This is a genomic window from Streptomyces yongxingensis (assembly GCF_055597465.1).
Window position 1 is genome coordinate 5,595,904 of record NZ_CM145717.1, and the last position, 18,587, is coordinate 5,614,490.

13 protein-coding genes are annotated in these 18,587 nt (G+C 71.5%); 7 read left to right on the top strand and 6 right to left on the bottom strand.

All coding sequences use genetic code 11. The features are described from left to right. Positions 1-13 precede the first annotated feature (13 nt). Both ACZ6TD_RS24035 and ACZ6TD_RS24040 read right to left on the bottom strand, forming a co-directional pair. Positions 14-2,608 carry a SpoIIE family protein phosphatase gene (locus ACZ6TD_RS24035; protein WP_471357991.1) on the bottom strand — a complete coding sequence of 865 codons (2,595 nt, stop codon included), beginning with the start codon at positions 2,606-2,608 and terminating at the stop codon, positions 14-16. A gap of 47 nt (positions 2,609-2,655) precedes the next feature. Next, on the bottom strand, positions 2,656-2,835 hold the full coding sequence (locus ACZ6TD_RS24040; RefSeq protein WP_471357414.1) for a hypothetical protein: 180 nt from the start codon (positions 2,833-2,835) through the stop codon (positions 2,656-2,658). Positions 2,836-3,033: 198 nt separating this feature from the next. On the opposite strand from ACZ6TD_RS24040, the gene ACZ6TD_RS24045 reads away from it, so the two are divergent. Both ACZ6TD_RS24045 and ACZ6TD_RS24050 read left to right on the top strand, forming a co-directional pair. Continuing rightward, positions 3,034-3,519 (top strand): DUF7144 family membrane protein, encoded by a 486-nt coding sequence (locus tag ACZ6TD_RS24045; RefSeq protein WP_471357417.1) that lies wholly within the window; start codon positions 3,034-3,036, stop codon positions 3,517-3,519. 48 nt (positions 3,520-3,567) lie between these two features. Further along, the gene (locus tag ACZ6TD_RS24050; RefSeq protein ID WP_471357420.1) at positions 3,568-5,106 is read left to right on the top strand and encodes an ATP-dependent DNA ligase; all 1,539 of its coding nucleotides are present in this window, start codon (positions 3,568-3,570) and stop codon (positions 5,104-5,106) included. A 130-nt stretch (positions 5,107-5,236) separates the two neighbouring features. On the opposite strand, the gene ACZ6TD_RS24055 is transcribed toward ACZ6TD_RS24050, so the two are convergent. Next, a complete protein-coding gene (locus ACZ6TD_RS24055) occupies positions 5,237-6,460 on the bottom strand; it encodes an alginate lyase family protein (protein ID WP_471357424.1) in 1,224 nt (407 codons plus the stop codon). Positions 6,461-6,618: 158 nt separating this feature from the next. On the opposite strand from ACZ6TD_RS24055, the gene ACZ6TD_RS24060 reads away from it, so the two are divergent. Further along, positions 6,619-7,683 (top strand): endonuclease/exonuclease/phosphatase family protein, encoded by a 1,065-nt coding sequence (locus ACZ6TD_RS24060; protein WP_471357428.1) that lies wholly within the window; start codon positions 6,619-6,621, stop codon positions 7,681-7,683. A gap of 15 nt (positions 7,684-7,698) precedes the next feature. On the opposite strand, the gene ACZ6TD_RS24065 is transcribed toward ACZ6TD_RS24060, so the two are convergent. Next, positions 7,699-8,736, bottom strand: a complete 1,038-nt coding sequence (locus tag ACZ6TD_RS24065; protein ID WP_471357994.1) for a LysR family transcriptional regulator — start codon at positions 8,734-8,736, stop codon at positions 7,699-7,701. 168 nt (positions 8,737-8,904) lie between these two features. On the opposite strand from ACZ6TD_RS24065, the gene ligD reads away from it, so the two are divergent. Beyond that, on the top strand, positions 8,905-9,852 hold the full coding sequence (ligD, locus tag ACZ6TD_RS24070) for a non-homologous end-joining DNA ligase (protein WP_471357431.1): 948 nt from the start codon (positions 8,905-8,907) through the stop codon (positions 9,850-9,852). A 10-nt stretch (positions 9,853-9,862) separates the two neighbouring features. Here the strand turns inward: ligD and ACZ6TD_RS24075 are convergent, their stop codons facing one another. Next, positions 9,863-11,938: a PhoX family protein gene (locus tag ACZ6TD_RS24075; protein ID WP_471357434.1), complete on the bottom strand. Its 2,076-nt coding sequence runs from the start codon at positions 11,936-11,938 to the stop codon at positions 9,863-9,865. A gap of 271 nt (positions 11,939-12,209) precedes the next feature. Here ACZ6TD_RS24075 and ACZ6TD_RS24080 point away from each other — a divergent pair, with 271 nt between their 5' ends. The 3 genes from ACZ6TD_RS24080 (at position 12,210) to ACZ6TD_RS24090 (ending at position 16,723) form a co-directional block, all read left to right on the top strand. Then, the gene (locus ACZ6TD_RS24080; RefSeq protein WP_471357437.1) at positions 12,210-14,060 is read left to right on the top strand and encodes a VWA domain-containing protein; all 1,851 of its coding nucleotides are present in this window, start codon (positions 12,210-12,212) and stop codon (positions 14,058-14,060) included. Positions 14,061-14,231: 171 nt separating this feature from the next. Then, positions 14,232-15,965, top strand: a complete 1,734-nt coding sequence (gene metG / locus ACZ6TD_RS24085) for a methionine--tRNA ligase (protein ID WP_471357440.1) — start codon at positions 14,232-14,234, stop codon at positions 15,963-15,965. Positions 15,966-16,327: 362 nt separating this feature from the next. After that, positions 16,328-16,723 (top strand): DNA-binding response regulator, encoded by a 396-nt coding sequence (locus tag ACZ6TD_RS24090; RefSeq protein ID WP_385206354.1) that lies wholly within the window; start codon positions 16,328-16,330, stop codon positions 16,721-16,723. A gap of 64 nt (positions 16,724-16,787) precedes the next feature. Here ACZ6TD_RS24090 and aspS read toward each other — a convergent pair whose 3' ends face one another. Beyond that, a complete protein-coding gene (aspS, locus tag ACZ6TD_RS24095; protein WP_471357997.1) occupies positions 16,788-18,584 on the bottom strand; it encodes an aspartate--tRNA ligase in 1,797 nt (598 codons plus the stop codon). Between the last annotated feature and the right edge of the window lie 3 nt (positions 18,585-18,587).

Genomic DNA, 18,587 nt, shown 5'->3' on the forward strand with positions numbered 1-18,587 from the left:
GCCCAGGTCGGCGCTACGGAATCGCCAGCTCGGCCCAGATGACCTTGCCGTCCGCGGTGTAGCGGGTGCCCCAGCGGTCGGCGAACTGGGCGACCAGGAAGAGCCCCCGGCCGCCCTCGTCCGTCGTCGCCGCGTACCGCAGATGCGGGGAGGTGCTGCTGGTGTCGGAAACCTCGCAGATCAGCGCGCGGTCGCGGAGGACCTGCACCCGAATCGGGCCGGTGGCGTACCGGATGGCGTTGGTGATCAGCTCGCTGAGCACCAGCTCGGCGGTGAACGCGGCTTCGTCCAGACCCCACTCCGCCAGCTTCCGCATGACCTCGGCGCGCACCCCGGACACCGCGGCGGGGTCGGACGGCACCGCCCAGGAGGCCACCCGGTCGGCGCCCACCACCTGGGTACGGGCGGCGATCAGGGCGATGTCATCGCTCGGGTTGCTGGGCAGCAGCGCGTCCAGCACCTCGGTGCAGATCTCGTCGGGCGTACGGCCGGGGTGGGACAGGGCGCGGCGCAGCATCTCCAGACCGGTGTCGATCTCCCGGCGGCGGTCCTCGATGAGCCCGTCCGTATAGAGGACGAGATGGCTGCCCTCGGCGAGCTCCGCCTCGGCGGTCTCGAACGGCAGCCCGCCCAGGCCCAGCGGCGGCCCCGCGGGCAGCTCCAGGAACTCCACCGAGCCGTCCGGACGCACCAGCGCGGGCGGCGGATGACCGGCCCGCGCCATCGTGCAACGCCGCGTCACCGGATCGTAGATCGCGTACAGACACGTCGCCCCCGTGATCCCCTCACCGCCACCACCGCCACCGCTGCCGTCGCCGTCCGGCCCACCAGGGCCCTCGTCCTGGTCGATCCGGGCGATCAGATCGTCGAGGTGGGAGAGGATCTCATCGGGCGGGAGGTCGAGCGTGGAGAAGTTGTGCACCGCCGTCCGCAGCCGCCCCATCGTCGCCGCCGCGTGCAGACCATGACCCACCACGTCCCCCACCACCAGCGCCACCCGCGCCCCGGGCAACGGGATCACGTCGAACCAGTCGCCCCCGACCCCCGACTCCGCCGGCAGATAGCGGAAGGCCACGTCCAGGGCGCTCTGGCTGGGCAGGGCGCGGGGCAGCAGGCTGTGCTGGAGGGTCACCGCCATGGTGTGCTCGCGGGTGTAGCGGCGGGCGTTGTCGATGCAGACCGCGGCGTGCGAGGCGAGCTCCTCGGCGAGGGACACCTCTTCCTGCTCGAAGGGCTCGCGCTGCTTCATCCGCCAGAAGTTGACCACGCCCAGGAGGACGCCCCGGGCCCGCAGCGGCACGGTGGCCAGCGACCGGACGCCGTATTCGATGACCTCGGCGGTCTGCTCGGGATCCTGGGCCTGCCAGCCGGTGGCCTCGGAGAGGTCGGACTCCACGACCGGCTCGCCCCCGCTCAGCCCGAACGCCTGGGGTGAGGAGGGGACGAACGCGAACACCCGGCCGACCGGATAGAAGGGGTGATCGGGCCGGATGCCGTGGACCGCCGACCGGCGCATCTCGACACCGCCGACCGCCAGCGGCTCATCGCCGCGCGCCACGGGCTCCGCCAGGTCGACCGTGACGAAGTCGGCGAAGCGGTCCACCGCCACCTGCGCCAGCTCCTCGGCGGTACGGCCCACATCGAGCGTGGTGCCGATCTCCACGCTCGCGTCGTACAGCAGCTTGAGCCGCTTCTGGGCCACTTCGGCGCGGCCGGAGAGGGCGCGCAGTTCGGTGGAGTCGCGCAGGGTGGCGACGCTGCCGGGCGGCCCCCCGGCCCGGTCGGTCAGCCGGTTGTTGATGGCCAGCAGCCGGTCGCCGGCCACCAGCACCTCGTCGGTGACATCGCGTCCGGAGGCCAGGACGTCGGCGACATGGGGCTCCAGGCCCAGGTCGTCGACCAGCCGCCCCTCCGGCCGCGACGGCAGATCGAGCAGGCGGGACGCCTCGTCGTTGGCGAGCACCAGCCGCCCGTCGTCGCCGAGGATCAGCACGCCCTCGCGCACCGAGTGCAGCACCGCGTCGTGGTGCTCGTACATCCGCGTCATCTCGACCGGGTCCAGGCCACGGGTCTGCCGCCGCAGCCGCTTGCTCACCAGCGCGGTGCCGCCGGTGGCGAGGACGAGTGAGGTGGAGACGGCGCCGACGAGGAGCGGGAGCTGGCGGTTGGCGAGCCCGCTCACCTTCTTGATCGTGATCCCCGCGCCGACCGCGCCGACGACCTTGTGGTGGCTGTCGAAGATGGGCGCCACCGCGTCCATCGCCTCGCCCAGTGTGCCGGGGCCGGTATCGGTGGTGGTGTGCCCGTGCAGCGCCGGCTCGATGTTGCCGACGTAGTGCTTGCCGATCCGGTTGAGCTTGGGATGGGTGAGCCGGATGCCCTTGTCGGTCGTCACCACGACGAAGTCGAGCCCGGACTTCTTCCTGACGGCCTCGGCCTTCGGCTGGAGCACCTTGGTGGGGTTGGGGCTGTGCAGGGCCCGGACGATACCCGGGGAGTTGGCGAAGGACTCGGCGACCGCGACGGACCGGCTGCGGGCCTCCTCGGTGGCGTCGTGACGCACCTGCAGCACCAGGGCGACGGTCGCCGCCGCTCCGAGCAGTAGCACGATCACGAGCTGGAGGATGAAGACCTGGCCGGCGACGCTGCGAACGTTCAGCCACGATCGAAAGCGCCGGCCCGCCACCTCCGGGCGCTCCTGCCGCCGACTCCGTGGGCGCCGACCGGGGAATGTGCGGGCAGCCCACGATCGACCCATATACCGGGCCATACACATACATCTACACCGGGAATTCTTGGAAGGCGAATCTCCGCTTCCGGCGGCCCGGCGACCATCACTTTCCGCGTATGATGCGCGACTTTCCGTTCCGTTGGCGAACCCGGAGCGAGCTGACGGTGGGTTCATGGCGGGCCCACGGTGGGCGAGGTGCCGACGACGGGGGTCTATGCAAATCTGAGAAAAGGGTAATTCACCCTTATTGCCGCGAATCGGTGCCGTGGCGGCGCCGATCGCGCCGGACGAAGGAGCCCGACATGGCCAGTCACGCCGGTGGAGTTCAGACAGGGGCCGCTCCCGGCCATGTGCACCGGGCGGTGAGCGGATGGCTCGTCTTCGGAGGGGTCATGATGATCTTCGGTGGTCTGATGAACCTGGCCCAGGGCATCTCGGCCATCCGGACCGACCGGGTCTTCCTGGTCACGCAGAGCTATATCTTCCAGTACGACCTCGCCGGATGGGGCTGGGTCCACCTGGCCCTCGGGATCGCCGTGGTGATCGCCGGGTTCGCGGTGTTCACCGGTGCGATGTGGGCCCGTGTCACGGGCGTGGTGCTGGCCGGTCTCGCGCTCATCGCCAACTTCCTGTGGCTGCCGTACTACCCGCTTTGGGCCACGGTGCTGCTCATCATCGACGCCCTCGTGATCTGGGCGCTGTGCGCCGGGCCGAGCCGTGGCGGCGCGGGGCGGACGGAGACGGGACGCCCCGAAGCGGGACGCCCCGATGCGGGACGCACCGCCTGAGGGACGCGATGCCTGGTTTCCCGGCGGGGCGCGGGGCAGGCTGGAGCCATGCTGCTGGCTGATGTCGCGCTGACCTCCCGCCAGGTCGCGGCCACCTCCGCCCGCTCCGAGAAGATCGCCGCGCTGGCCCGGCTGTTCCGGCGTACGGAACCGGCCGAGGCGGCCGTGGTGATCACCTACCTCGCGGGCAAGCTGCCCCAGCGCCGCACCGGAGTGGGCTGGTCCACCCTGCGCCACCGGCGGGAACCCGCCGCCGAGCCGACACTCGCGGTGCTCGATGTGGACGAGGCCCTGAGCCGGGTCGCGGCGGTCTCCGGCACCGGTGCGACGGCGACCCGCAAGCGGCTGGTGGGCGAGCTGCTGTCCGCCGCGACCAAGGAGGAGCAGGGCTTTCTGCTCGGCCTGATCGGCGGGGAGCTGCGGCAGGGGGCGCTGGAGGGGCTGGCCGTGGAGGGGCTCGCCGAGGCGGTCGGCGCACCGGCCGCCGAGGTGCGGCGGGCGGTGATGCTCGGCGGGTCGCTGGGCGCGGTGGCCGAGGCGCTGCTGGCGCGCGGCCCGGAGGCGCTGGCCGACTTCCGGCTCGAGGTGGGGCGGCCGGTGCTGCCGATGCTCGCGCAGAGCGCCAAGGACCTCGACGAGGCCATGGACCGGCTGGGGCCGTGCGCGGTCGAGGAGAAGCTGGACGGGATCCGGGTGCAGGTGCACCGGGACGGCGAGGAGGTACGGATCTACACCCGCACCCTCGATGAGATCACCGAGCGGCTGCCGGAGGTGGTCAGGGCGGCCCGGGAGCTGGCGGTGGACCGGGCGATCCTCGACGGCGAGGTGATCCTGCTGGACGCGGAGGGGCGGCCCCGGCCGTTCCAGGAGACCTCCGGCCGGGTCGGCTCGCGGCTCGATGTGGCCGGGGCGTCGGCCGCACTGCCGCTGTCCCCCGTCTTCTTCGATCTGCTCGTGGTGGACGACCGCGATCTGCTCGACCTCCCGACCCGCGAGCGCCATGCCGAACTGGCCCGGATCGCCCCCGGGCCCCGGCGGGTGCGGCGGCTGGTGGCCGACGACCCGGCGGATCCGGAAACCCGGCGGACGGCACGGGAGTTCGCCGCGGACGTGCTGGCCCGGGGGCATGAGGGGGTGCTGGTCAAGGGTCTTGAGGCGCCGTACGGCGCGGGCCGGCGCGGGGCGTCCTGGCTGAAGGTCAAGCCGGTGCACACGCTGGACCTGGTGGTGCTGGCGGCGGAGTGGGGGCACGGCCGCCGCACCGGCAAGCTGTCCAACCTCCACCTGGGCGCGCGGGCGCCGGACGGCACGTACGTGATGCTGGGCAAGACCTTCAAGGGGCTCACCGACGTGATGCTGGAGTGGCAGACGGAGGCGCTGCTGGGGATCGCGGTCAGCGACGACGGCTGGGTGGTGCGGGTGCGGCCGGAGCTGGTGGTGGAGGTGGCCTTCGACGGGCTCCAGCGCTCGTCCCGCTATCCGGCGGGCGTCACGCTGCGGTTCGCGCGGGTGCTGCGCTACCGGGAGGACAAACCGGCGGATCAGGCGGACACGGTCGAGACGGTGCTGGCGCTGCGCGGCGGATGACCGCGGGCCCTCGGGGCCCACGCCCCGAGAGCCCCCGGGACCCCGGGCCACGGGAGGCCCGGGGTCGGTACGGAGTCGGCCCGGGGACAGTCCGGGGACGGCGCGTGGCCGGTCCGGGAGCAGGCTGGGCTCAGGACGGGTTGTCCCCGTGGGTCAGGGTCTCCCAGCCCAGGAAGAGGCTGTTGGTGCCCGCCGGGCGCTGCCGCTCGGTGAGCTTCTGGGTGTTGGCCATGGCGATGCCGAGCCGGTTGTGCAGGGCGTTGTAGCCGACCTCGGTGATCGGGCCGAGGCCGCGCTTGACGCTGCCGCCGCACAGCCAGGACGGCGGGGCCTCGCCCAGCTCGTACTTCGACTGGAAGCCCAGCGCCTGCCGCAGCCGCTCGCCCACCTCGGGGTAGAGGTCCTGGCCCTGGATGCGGCTGGTCTCGGCGACGTGCGCGATGGAGGCGATGCCGTAACCGGTGTGGGTGAAGTCGCGGCAGGTCTCCTGGGTGAGCCCGGTGACGAAGGTCGACTGGCCCTGCCAGTACTTGATGATCTTGTCGCGGGTGTCAAGGCCGCTGCCGGGCGCGGTCCTGGGCAGGGAGCCGTCGGACTCCAGGTAGACATACGCGGGGACGCGGCCGCGGAACTTCGCGATCGCCTTGTCGTAGCTGGTCCGGTCGTCCAGGAAGACGGAGATGCCGGTGGCGGCCTCCATCATCACCAGCTCCCAGTTGCCGTTGGAGTTCGAGCCGCCGATGACCTTCGGGAGGTAGACGGTGCGCAGCATGGTCGAGAAGCGGTCGATCGAGGCGGCGGACCAGCCGTCGTAGCTGTAGCGGATGATCTCGGCCGCCCGGGGCCAGGAGGATCCGGCCCAGCCGGTCTGGAGCGGGGCGTTGCTGTTGGTGTGGTCCTTGATGGTGGTCGACCAGGCGTCCATGATCTGGATCGCCTTCTCGGCGTAGCGGCTGTCGCGGGTGATGTACCAGGCCAGCGAGAGGGAGTAGGCGGCGAGCGCGTCCTGGCGCTCATCGGTGCAGCCGATGTTGGGGTCGGAGTACGGACCGCATTCGACGACCGCGCGGGGCTTGGGGGTGCGTGACAGCGAGGCGTACGGGCTCGCCAGCATCGCGTCGTACGCGCCCTTCCAGGGCTGGGCGCCGGCGTTCACCTTGGAGCGGACGAAGTCGAGCTGGGCACGGCTGACCAGGACGCCGGGGTGGGTGAAGGCGGCCTTGGGCGTGGCGGGCGCTGCTTTGGTGGTGCTGGACCGCTGGGTCTGCCCGGCCGTGGCCGGGCCGCTGAGGATGCCCGCGAACAGCGCGGCCAGCGCTGTGGCGAGGGCGACACGCAGGGCTCTGGTGCGCATGGGGGCGGCTCTCCTGACGGTGGGTTCGTATGTGTGAACAACGGATGCCGACATGAACTCCTGTGGTGTTCCGGGAAGTTAGCTCATGAACACGTCAAGGTCTAGACCTTCCGTGCGTAGGAGAGAATGTGCGCCCCGCCCCGATCGAGAGGCCCAGCGTGGAGACGACAGTCGCGGAGGAGCAAGCCGCAGGCCCCGGCCGCCCACCGGCACCGCGCGGCGCCCGGGGCCCCGTCGGCCGGCTGCTACGGCTCCCCGGCGGACGGGCCCGGCGGTGGGCGGCCTGGTGCGCGGTGCCGCCCCTGGCCGTGGTCAGCGTGGTGGTGCTGTGCCGGGCCGCGGACACCGACGGCATCACCCCCATACCGCAGCTACTGGCCTTCCTGCCCTGGCTGCTGGTCCCGGCGGCACTCGGACTGCTGCTGAGCACGGCCGCGCGCTGGCCGCTGGGGTGCGGCTGGGCGCTGGCGGCAGCGGCGGCCACCGGGTGGTTCATCCAGCCGTACGACGGCGGCTCCCCGCCCGAGCCGCGCGGACCGGTCCTCGCCCGGCTGCGGGTGATGACCGCGAACCTCGAGTTCGGCCAGGCCAGGGAGGGGCTGCTGAGCGCGCTGCGCCGGGAGCGGCCGGATCTGGTGGCGGTGCAGGAGTGCGACACGCGGTGCGCCGCGGCGCTGGACTCGGCCGCCGTCCGCGGGGCCTACCCGTACCGGAGCGTCGCCCTCGGCGACAGCGCCGCCGCGGGCTCGGCGATCCTCAGCCGCCACCCGCTGACCCGGGCGGAGGGGGTGCGCGGAACGCTGCGGATGCCGGGGGCGGTCGTCCGGGTCGCGGGGCAGCGGCTGCGGATACAGGTCGCGCATCCCATGCCGCCGGTGCCGGGCGGGGTGGACCTCTGGCGGACCGAGCTGGGACGACTGCGGGCCTACGCCGCCGGGCGGGCCGGGGAACCCACCCTGATCGCGGGCGACTTCAACGCCACCCAGGACCACGCCGCCTTCCGGGCCGTCCTGGACACCGGGCTGCGGGACAGCGCACGGGCCACCGGGGTGTCCCGCACGCCGAGCTGGCCGAGCGCCACCACCCCGGCTCTGGGAGCGCAGATCGACCACGTCCTGGTCAGCCGGGGCCTGAGGCCGCGCACGGCCCGCTTCCTGGATCTGCCGCACACCGACCACCGGGCGCTGCTGGTGGAGCTGGACCTGTACGGATCGCGGAGCTGAGCGGCTCTTCGGGGGTCAGCTCTCGCTCGGGTCGTAGGAGTTGGCCAGCTCGAACGGATCGGGCTCCAGACCCGCCGTGGGCCAGCGCTGCTCCCGCTGCCAGCGCGCGTTCTCCCGCGCGAGCGCGTCCCAGAGCAGATTGAGCGGATGGGCCGGGTCGTAGGACGCGCGCTCCCCGCGCCGGGTGAACGCGCCCAGCAGCACCTCCAGCCGGGGCCCGGTGTCATTGACCAGCTCGACGGCGCGCAGCCCGCGTCCGTACACCACCCGCGGATCGCCCGCCGCGTCCGCGACCCCCTTGGTGACCAGCATGCAGCCGCGCAGCAGCCCGGAGCGCAGCAGCTCGAAACCGTAGTTGACGGTGTCGATCTCGGCCGCGATGCGCAGCTTGCCGCGGTAGTCGCCGCCGAACCAGGTGTGCAGCACCCCGGCCATCAGCCCGCTCGCCGAGACCACCAGCGGCAGGGTGCGCAGCGCGCTCGTCGGCGCGGTGGGGCCGGGCAGCTCGGCCTCGGAGAGGTTGGTCAGCAGCGAGACCCCGCTGCGGCGCCACTCCATCACATCGAAGGCGGCGAGCTCGTCGTCGCCGTCCGGCCTGGTCACCACCGAGCCGCACACCAGGTCCACATCCTTGGCGCGCAGCTTGGCCAGCACGTCCCGGGTGCGCACATGGCCGACCTTCAGCTCGATACCGCGCTGCCGGAAGTCATCGGCCACCCGTTCCCCGGCACCCGCGAGATAGCTGAGGGTAAATCGGGTGGTGCCCACCATCAGCGTTTTTCCCAGGCGGCGCCGTGACTCATGGATGCCGTCCAGCCAGTCGCCGAGAGTTCCGCGCGCCAATTCGACCAGGGCTTCTCCGGTGCCGGTGAACAGCACGTCCTTGCCCCGCCCCTGCTTGAGTACGAGGGGTTCGCCGCAAAGCTCGCGAAAGTTCCGGTTCATGGTGTCGATCTGCTTTTGCACACTGGACTGTTCGCGGCCCAGAATCCGTGCGGCGCCCAGCGCCGTACCGGCCTCATGAACCATGATCAGGGTGCGCAACTGGTCCATCGTGGTGTCCATCAGCGCGAGCGGGCTCTGCGCCCAGCGGCCGCGCCGATCCGTCGTCGGCGGCCCGAGCGAACCTGGTCTCACCATGATTTCCCCCGCTTTTCAACTTCTCCCGTTTTCCTGACTCCAGAGTTTAGTCAGCGATCCATGTGGTTACCCGAGTCCGATATGAGCGAGAAGCGGACCGATGCGCGGAACGTCAGGACCGGGAGCCACACCGTACGAGTCAGTCGGCCGGAAAAAGAGCTCTTCCCCGACGACGGGATCACGAAGTGGGACCTCGTCGAGTACTACCGCTCGGTCTCCCGGCGCATCATTCCGCAGTTGCGCGGCCGCCCTTTGATGATGGAACGCCATCCGGACGGAATCGGCGGCAAGCCGCTGATGCAGAAGAACGCCCCCGACTACTTTCCGGACTGGGTGCGGCGCGCCGTGCTCCCCAAGGAGGGCGGTGAGGTCACCCATGTGGTCTGCGACGACACCGCGACCCTCCTCTACCTCGCCGACCAGGCGTGCGTCACCCCGCACCGCTGGCTCTCCCGGGCCGACCGGCCCGACCACCCCGACCGGCTGGTCTTCGACCTCGATCCGCCCTCGTCGGCGTCGGAGGAGTCCGGTTTCGAGGAGGTGCGCTGGACGGCCCGCCGCTGCTGCGGGCTGCTCGGCGAGCTCGGGCTGCCGGGGCTGCTGATGACCACCGGCTCGCGCGGACTGCATGTCATCGTCCCGCTGGACCGCCGCGCCGACTTCGACACCGTGCGAGCCTTCGCCCGCGACGCCGCCGATCTGCTGGCCGCCCGCCACCCGGACCGGCTCACCACCGAGCCGCGCAAGGCCAAGCGGCGCGGCCGGCTCTACCTGGACACCCAGCGCAACGGCTACGCCCAGACCGCCGTCACCCCGTACGGGGTGCGTGCCCGGCCCGGAGCGCCCGTGGCCACGCCCATCGACGCGCGGGAGCTGGACGACCCGGAGCTGCGGGCCGACCGCTGGACCCTGCGGACGGTCGGCGAGCGGCTCGCGGACGACCCCTGGGCCCGTACGGACACCAGGGGCCGTTCGCTGCGCGGGCCCCGCGAGCGGCTGAGGCGGCTCGCGGAGGGCGGCGCGGACTAGCCGGAGCGGGTCAGGCGCCGATGTCGCCGCCGTCGCGCCGCCAGACGCTGATCACGGACGGCCGGGTCAGCCTGCCCGGTCCGTCGGGCCAGGTGGACGCGGGCTTCTCCACGCTCGCGCCGTCGATCTCGCCCGGGTGCTGCACGGCCACCAGCACCCGCCGGTCCTGCACGATCGGCCCGCAGGTCTCGGCGCCGTTCGGCACGGTCAGGAACTGCTTGACCTCACCGCGGCGGCTGCCCGCCGTGGCCACTCCGAACAGCCCGTCGTGGTTGCCGAGCGCGTTGCCGTCGGTGGAGATCCACAGGTTGCCGTAGGCGTCGAAAGTGATGTTGTCCGGGCAGGAGATCGGGCTGACCTGGTCCTTGGGGAAGCCGCCGAAGTAGGTGCTCGGGTCCTCGGGGTCGCCGCAGACCAGGAACAGCCGCCAGTTGAAGCGGGTGGAGCCCGCGTTGTTCCAGCGCTCGGTCAGCTCCAGGATCTGGCCGTGCTTGTTGCCGTTGCGCGGGTTGGCCTCGTCGGCCGGGGCCTTGCCCGCCTTGCCGCGGTCGGTGTTGTTGGTCAGCGCGATGTAGACCCGGCCGGTGCGCGGGCTGGGCTCGACGTCCTCGGGGCGGTCCATCTTCGTCGCGCCCGCCTTGTCGGCTGCGATACGGGTGAAGACGTACACCTCCTCGGCGGTCATGCCCTCCACGAAGGAGCGGTCGCCGCAGGCCAGCGGGATCCACTCACCGGCGCCGTCGAACTCGCCGTCCTCGGGCAGCTTTCCGGAGCCGTCGATCTCGGCGGACGGGCTGTCACCGGTGAACTTGGCGACGTACAGCGTGCCCTCGTCCAGCAGCGTGCGGTTGTGCTCGCGGGCGGTGCGGCTGTTGCCCTTCATCATCCGCTTGGCGGAGACGAACTTGTAGAAGTAGTCGAACTTCTCGTCATCGCCCATGTACAGGACCGGACGGCCGTCGGTGGTCAGCCGGGGCTCGGCGGCTTCGTGCTTGAAGCGGCCCAGCGCGGTGAGCTTGCGCGGGGTGGAGTCGGGGTCGAACGGGTCGATCTCGATCACCCAGCCGAAGCGGTTGGTCTCGTTCGGCTCCTTGGACACGTCGAAACGGTCGTCGAACCGTTCCCACTTGCGCTCGGAGGCTGCGCCGGTGATGCCGTACCGCTTGAGGCGGGCCGCGGTGGCCGGGTCGGTGACCGAACCGCCATTGGCGAAGTACTGGTTGAAGTTCTCCTCGCCGGAGAGCACCGTGCCCCACGGCGTGATGCCGCCGCCGCAGTTGTTCAGCGTGCCGAGGACGCGCTTGCCGGTCGGGTCGGCGGAGGTGCGCAGCAGCTCGCTGCCCGCCGCCGGGCCGGTGACCTCGAACGGCGTGGTCGCGGTGATACGGCGGTTGAGGCGGTGGCGGGACAGGGCGGTGAGCCGGCCAAGACCGCGCTCCTCGGCCGTCACGACCACGGACAGGCCGTGCGCGGCCCAGCCGATCTCGGCCTGCTCGCGGGTGGGGTTCTCGGGGTCGTAACCCGAGAACATCAGCACCTCGTCGGTGTACTCGTGGTTGACCACGAGAAGCTGATGGTCGCGCTCGCCGGGGACGTCCAGGACCGCCATGTAGTCGTTGTTGTAACCGAACTGGCCCGCCTGGGCCTTGGCGCTCTGCTGGTCCGGGTCGAACGCGGGCGCGCCGCGCAGGATCGGGTCGCCCCAGCGGATCACCACGTTCTGGTCGTGGCCGTCGGCGACGACCACGGTGTCCTCGGTGTTGGGGGCGACGGGCGCGAAGCGGAGGCCGCGGGCGGCCTTGCTCTTCGCGGCGGCCTCGCGCTCCGCGGCGGCGCCGCCCGTCGCGGCGGACGCCCGCGGCGCCCGCTCCACCGCCACCGCACCGGTCGCGGCCGCCACGGTCACCACGGCACCGGCCCGCAGCAGGGCACGGCGCGAGGCGGCACCGGCGATGACATCGCCCACGTAGGCGTTGTCGCTGGTGTTCGGCGTCTCGTGAAGGCAGGCGTCGCCACAGCGGTACCGGCACGTCAGTGCGGAACGACCGCCCGGGTGTGAGCTGATGAGCGGCAGGAGGTTGCGCACGTCTTCCCCTCCGTAAGGGTGTTCACATATGGGCTTCGCCGGGCCCCGCATGGGCAGTACGCCGACGCGGTCCGGGCCGACATGACGTCGGGATCCTTTGGCGGCGAAGCTATGGGCGTAGAACCGCATGGTGGCGACGAACGCCTGAACCAGAGGTGAACGAAGCGCGAGCGGAATCGGCGGAAGAGGGCCGCCGAACGGCCCGCTAGCCTTTCGGCACCACGGACATGCACCGCCATGCACCGCACTCGACACGTGAGAGGTATCTCCCATGGGCATACGGGACCTACTGCGCAAAGTTTTCGGCCGCTCCCGAACCACGGGGGTGGACGATTCTTCTGCTGCGCCGGAGGCGGCGGTTGTCCCGGACCCCCAGCCGAAGTCGGCGGAGCCCAAGTCGGCGGAGCCGACGGTGGACCAGAAGGCCGAGTCGGACACCAAGCCCGAGCCCGCGCCGGAGCCTGAGCCTGAGCCTGCGCCTGCGCCTGCGCCTGCGCCGAAGGCTGAGCCGGCGCCCGAGCCGACCGCGGACACGGACACGGCGGCCCCGGCGCGGGCTTCGGACTCCCTGGACTCGGACTCCCCGGACTCCCGGGACGACGAATCCGCGCACGACCCGGCCCTGTCCGCCCCGCTGAAGTCCCTCGACGAGATCCTGAAGTCCCCCGCGCACGAGGACACGTCAACGGTCGGCGAAGAGACTCCGGCTGAGGCAGCGGCAGCGGCAGCGACCGACGAGAAGGAAGCGCCCGCCACCGAGCCGAAGCCGGAGACGAAGGCGGAGGAGCCCCAGCCCGCCGCCGAGGCAGAGACCACGGCCGAGCCCGACGCCGATGACGACGCCACGGCCCCCACCGCCGACGTCGAACCCGAGCCGACCCCCGAACCGGCGGCCCACGCCGAGGACGAGACGGAGGCGGACGAGCCGGAGGCGAAGGCGGAGTCCGCCACCGCGCCCGAGGCCGACGCGGACGCCGATGCCCCGGCGGCTCCGGCGGCGGAGACGAGCGCCGACGCCGAGCCCAAGGCCGAGGCGGAGGCGCAGGCAGAGGCTGGCGACGAGCCCGCCGAGGCATCGGCCACGGCCAAGGCGGAGCCGGAGCCCGCCAAGGCGGAGACGGAAGCCACCGCGACGACCGAGGCGGCAGCAGAGACCGCCGCGCCCGCGGATGAGGCAGCGGCAGAGGCTGGCGACGAGGCCACGCCCGCCGCCAAGAACGACGACAAGCCCGCCAAGGCCGCGGCGGCGGAGGCCGAGGCCAAGACGGAAGCCGAACCGGAGGCCACGGCGGAGGCCGAGCCCGCAGCCGCGAGCGAGCCCGAGGCCAAGCCCGCGCCCGAGGCCGAGCCCGTGGCGGCCGCGGCCAACGCCCCCGCCGCGGCGAAGGGCGAAGCACCCACCACCGCGGCCGCCATCCCCCTCGCCGACCTCACGTCGCGGGCACCCGGGCTCGTCGGGGCGTACAACGCGGCCGGGGAGGCCATCCAGGAGCATGGGCTGGGTGGGCAGCGGGCCGTCGTCTACCTCGTGCTGGACCGGTCCGGGTCGATGCGGGGGTACTTCAAGGACGGCACCGTGTCGCACCTCGCCGAGCAGGCGCTCGCCCTGTCCGCGCAGCTCGACACCAGCGGCACCGTGCCCGTCGTGTTCTTCTCCACCGACATCGACGGCACCGCCGACCTCGAGCTGGACCACCACACCGGCCGGATCGAGGAGCTGCACGGCTCGCTCGGGCACATGGGGCGGACGAACTACCACACCGCCGTCAACGCCGTCATCGAGCACTACAAGGCGTCCGGCACCACCGACCCCGCGTTCGTGATCTTCCAGACGGACGGCGCGCCCACCACCAAGACCGCCGCCGAGAAGGCGCTGTGCGAGGCGGCGGGGCTGCCGCTGTTCTGGCAGTTCCTGGCGTTCGGGGACCCGGAGGCGAAGGGGTTCGACTTCCTGCGGAAGCTGGACACCTCGCCCGCCCTCGCCGTCCCGGAGAAGCGGGCGGTCGACAACACCGGCTTCTTCCACGCCGGGCTCGACCCCCGTACGGTCGCCGACGCCGAGCTGTACCGGGAGCTGCTCAAGAAGTTCCCGGGCTGGCTGGCCGCCCGCGAGCAGGGGTGACGAGGGACCCCACCTGACCGGGCACACCACTGGGCGCCGCCCCGGCGCCACCCCGGGGGCCATCCGCCGCGGAAAAAACGCCGCGCGGGTGGCCCCCGTCACTCGGATACGATATGGGCGGCTCAGCAGAACGAATTGTCACTTACCGTACCGACTCGGGAGCAGCCTGCAATGGCTCGACACCTCATCACCAGCGCCCTTCCCTACATCAACGGGATCAAGCACCTGGGCAACATGGTGGGGTCCATGCTCCCGGCCGACGTCTACTCCCGCTATATGCGCCAGCGCGGCCATGACGTCCTCTACATCTGCGCCACCGATGAGCACGGCACCCCCGCCGAGCTGGCCGCCAAGGAGGCCGGGCTGCCGGTCGACGAGTTCTGCGCCCAGCAGCACGAGGCGCAGAAGGCGATCTACGACGGCTTCGGGCTGGCCTTCGACTACTTCGGCCGCAGCTCCTCCGCGCAGAACGTGCAGATCACCCAGACGATCGCACGGGAGCTCAAGGCAAACGGCTTCATCGAGGAGCGCTCGATCCGCCAGGTGTACTCCAACGCCGACGGCCGCTTCCTCCCCGACCGCTACATCGAGGGCACCTGCCCGCACTGCGGCTACGACCGGGCCCGCGGCGACCAGTGCGAGAACTGCACCCGCGTGCTCGACCCGACCGATCTGATCGACGCCCGCTCCGCGATCAGCGGCAGCAGCGACCTGGAGGTCCGGGAGACCAAGCACCTCTTCCTCCTCCAGTCCAAGCTGGCGGACGAGGTCGCCGCCTGGGTCGACGAGCACGGCAAGGACTGGCCGACGCTCGCCTCCTCGATCGCCCGCAAGTGGCTGAACGAGGGGCTCCAGGACCGGGCGATCACCCGTGACCTGGACTGGGGCGTACCGGTGCCGGCCGACACCTGGCCGGACCTGGCGGCCGAGGGCAAGGTCTTCTACGTCTGGTTCGACGCCCCGATCGAGTACATCGGCGCCACGAAGGAGTGGGCGGACCTGGACCCGGAGCACCGCGACTGGAAGTCGTGGTGGTACGACGTGGACCAGACGGTCCGCTACACGGAGTTCATGGCCAAGGACAACGTCCCGTTCCACACGGTGATGTTCCCGGCCACCCTCCTCGGCACCCGGGACGTCTGGAAGAAGGTCGACTACGTCAAGGCGTTCAACTGGCTGACGTACTACGGCGGGAAGTTCTCCACCTCCGCCAAGCGCGGGGTGTTCACGGACGCCGCGCTCGAGGTGCTGCCCGCCGACTACTGGCGCTACTTCCTGATGGCGAACGCCCCGGAGTCCGACGACACCTCCTTCACCTGGGAGCACTTCACCGCCACCGTCAACAAGGACCTGGCCGACACCCTCGGCAACTTCGTCAACCGGGTGCTGTCCTTCTCCCGCAAGCGGTTCGGCGACGAGGTCCCGGCCGGGAAGGCCGCCGGGGCGGCGGAGGAGCGCCTGGGCTCGGAGATCGCGCGGCTGCTGACGGAGTACGAGGAGCACATGGACGCGCTCCAGTTCCGCAAGGCCGCGGCGGCGCTGCGCGCCCTGTGGAGCGCGGGCAACTCCTACCTGGAGGAGAAGGCCCCCTGGCTGGAGATCAAGACCGACCAGGAGGCCGCGGCCCTCACCCTCCGTACGGCGATGAACCTCATCCACCTCTACGCGATCGTCTCCGAGCCGTTCATCCCGGCCTCGGCGCGGGCCATGCGGTCGGCGTTCGCGCTGGGCGAGGACACCGCGGCCTGGGTCGGCCAGGAGGAGGCGAAGGCGCTGGCGTCGGTCCCGGCGGGCACGGCCTTCACCGTTCCCCCGGTGCTCTTCGCGAAGATCACCGAGGAGGACCTGGAGTCCTTCCGGCAGCGCTTCGGCGGCGAGGAGCAGAACGGGAACGGCGCCGCATAGCGGCTCCGCCGCATAGCCAGGGCGACGGACGGATCGCACCGCCTGCCGCGGGCTCTTCCCCTCCCCGCCCCTTCCCGTAACTGGGGCTCCGCCCCAGACCCCGGCGGTGGCTGAGCCCGATATGCGGCTCCGCCGCGTGGCGGGCGCTCCGGGGTCCAGGGGCGAAGCCCTTGGTTCGGGAAGGGGCGGGCGGGGGAAAGATCCCGCCGGACGCCCAGGCGCCCCGTAGGCGCAGCCGCGAACGGCGCCGCACGGGCCCCTCACACGGGCCCTCACGCACGTGTTGATCGCGCGGCAACCGTTCGTTTAGCCCCCTCGATGACCCTGTGGAGTCCATATCCACCGGGAAATCGAGGAACACAGTGCCGGACGCGCGTGTCACGGTGACGGTCCACGGCCCCGACCCGCTCAGCCGGGCCGGGGTCGTGCGTCATCTGCAGCATCAGCCCAGCGTCGAGCTGGTCGACCGGCCGTGCCCGCTCGGCGACGAACCCCGCGGCGCCGTCGCCGTCATGCTCGCCGAGCGCCTCGACGACCGCGCCGGGGCGGAGCTGCGCCGCCTGGTGCGGGGCGGCCGGCAGCGGGTGGTGCTGATCGCGGGCGAGCTGCGGGAGACGGAGCTGATGGCGGTGATGGAGTACGGCGTCCAAGCCGTCTTATGGCAGCACCGGACCACGCCGAAGCGGCTGCTGCGCGCCGTGCACCGGGCCGCTCGCGCCGACCGGTCCACACCGTGCGGCGTGGACCGGAGGCTTTGAATCACGCAGGGCGGGGGCGCGCCGTTCGGCACGCCCCCGCCCTGTGGGTCTCGTCCGGCCCCGCCTACTCGCCCGTCTTCTCGGCCTTCTCGGCCTGCTTGACCTGCGGCGGCTTGCGCAGCGACAGGTGCAGCTCGCGCAGCCGGGCCTCGTCCACCTCGCTGGGCGCGCCCATCAGCAGGTCCTGGGCGTTGCCGTTGAGCGGGAAGGCGATGGTCTCGCGGATGTTGGGCTCATCGGCCAGCAGCATCACGATGCGGTCCACGCCGGGCGCGATTCCGCCGTGCGGCGGGGCGCCGAAGTGGAACGCGCGCAGCATGCCGCCGAACTCGCGCTCGACCTCTTCCCGGGCGTAGCCCGCGATCTCGAACGCCTTGTACATGACGTCCGGCTCGTGGTTCCGGATGGCACCGGAGGACAGCTCCACGCCGTTGCAGACGATGTCGTACTGCCACGCCAGGATGTCCAGCGGGTCCTTGGTCTCCAGCGCCTCCAGACCGCCCTGCGGCATGGAGAAGGGGTTGTGGGAGAACTCGATCTGCCCGGTGTCCTCGTTCCGCTCGAACATCGGGAAGTCCACGATCCAGCAGAACCGGAAGACGTTCTCCTCGAAGTGGCCGGCCCGCTTGGCGGCCTCGACCCGCACCGCGCCCATGATCTTGGAGACCTCGTCGAAGTCGCCCGCGCCGAAGAAGATCGACGTGCCGGGCTTGCCCTCGACCTCGGCGATCAGCTTCTCGACGTCCTCGTGGTTGAGGAACTTCGCGATCGGGCCGGTCAGCTTGGAGTCCTCGCCGATCCGCACCCAGGCCAGCCCCTTGGCGCCCTGCAGAGAGGCGAACTCACCGAGCTGGTCGAAGAACTTCCGGGGCTGCTCGGCGGTGTCCGGCACGGCCAGCGCGCGCACGTGCTTGTCCGCGAACGCCTTGAAGCCGGAGCCCTCGAAGATGTGGCTGACGTCCCGCAGCTCCAGCCGGGCCCGCAGATCCGGCTTGTCCGAGCCGTACTTCAGCATGGCCTCGCGGAACGGGATCCGCGGGAACGGCGAGGTCACATGGCGGCCGCCGCCGAACTCCTCGAAGAGCTCGGTCATGACCTTCTCGATGACGCCGAAGACGTCCTCCTGCTCGACGAAGCTCATCTCGACGTCGAGCTGGTAGAACTCGCCCGGCGAGCGGTCGGCGCGGGCGTCCTCGTCGCGGAAGCAAGGAGCGATCTGGAAGTAGCGGTCGAAGCCCGCGATCATCAGTAGCTGCTTGAACTGCTGCGGGGCCTGCGGCAGCGCGTAGAACTTGCCCGCGTGCAGCCGGGAGGGGACCAGGAAGTCCCGGGCACCCTCCGGCGAGGTGGCGGACAGGATCGGGGTCGCCAGCTCGTTGAACCCCTGCGCGGTCATCTTCTGCCGGATGGCGGAGATGACGGCGGAGCGCAGCATGATGTTGCGGTGCATGCGCTCGCGGCGCAGGTCCAGGAAGCGGTACTCCAGCCGCCGCTCCTCGCCGACCCCGTCCTCGGGGAAGACGGTGAAGGGCAGCGGGTCGGCGGCGCCGAGCACCTCCACGTCGGTGACCTCGACCTCGATCTCGCCCGTCGGCAGCTCGGGGTTGACGTTGTCCGCGCCGCGCTCGATGACCCGGCCGTCCACGCGGACGACGGTCTCCTTGCTGATGGAGCTCAGGGCCTCGTTGGCGGGGGTGTCGGGGCGCACCACCAGCTGGACCAGACCGTAGTGGTCGCGGAGATCGATGAAGAGGATGCCGCCCAGGTTCCGTCGATTGTGGAGCCATCCGGAGAGCCGGACGTCGGTGCCGACGTCAGCGGCGCGGAGCTGACCACAGGTGTGGGACCGGTACCGATGCATCAT

Excerpts from the sequence above, each read along its gene's own strand:
- ACZ6TD_RS24040 (WP_471357414.1), bottom strand. The coding sequence starts at position 2,835 with ATGGTCGCCGGGCCGCCGGAAGCGGAGATTCGCCTTCCAAGAATTCCC.
- ACZ6TD_RS24045 (WP_471357417.1), top strand. The coding sequence starts at position 3,034 with ATGGCCAGTCACGCCGGTGGAGTTCAGACAGGGGCCGCTCCCGGCCAT.
- ACZ6TD_RS24050 (WP_471357420.1), top strand. The coding sequence starts at position 3,568 with ATGCTGCTGGCTGATGTCGCGCTGACCTCCCGCCAGGTCGCGGCCACC.
- ACZ6TD_RS24055 (WP_471357424.1), bottom strand. The coding sequence starts at position 6,460 with ATGCGCACCAGAGCCCTGCGTGTCGCCCTCGCCACAGCGCTGGCCGCG.
- ACZ6TD_RS24065 (WP_471357994.1), bottom strand. The coding sequence starts at position 8,736 with ATGGACCAGTTGCGCACCCTGATCATGGTTCATGAGGCCGGTACGGCG.
- ligD (WP_471357431.1), top strand. The coding sequence starts at position 8,905 with ATGAGCGAGAAGCGGACCGATGCGCGGAACGTCAGGACCGGGAGCCAC.
- ACZ6TD_RS24080 (WP_471357437.1), top strand. The coding sequence starts at position 12,210 with ATGGGCATACGGGACCTACTGCGCAAAGTTTTCGGCCGCTCCCGAACC.
- metG (WP_471357440.1), top strand. The coding sequence starts at position 14,232 with ATGGCTCGACACCTCATCACCAGCGCCCTTCCCTACATCAACGGGATC.
- aspS (WP_471357997.1), bottom strand. The coding sequence starts at position 18,584 with ATGCATCGGTACCGGTCCCACACCTGTGGTCAGCTCCGCGCCGCTGAC.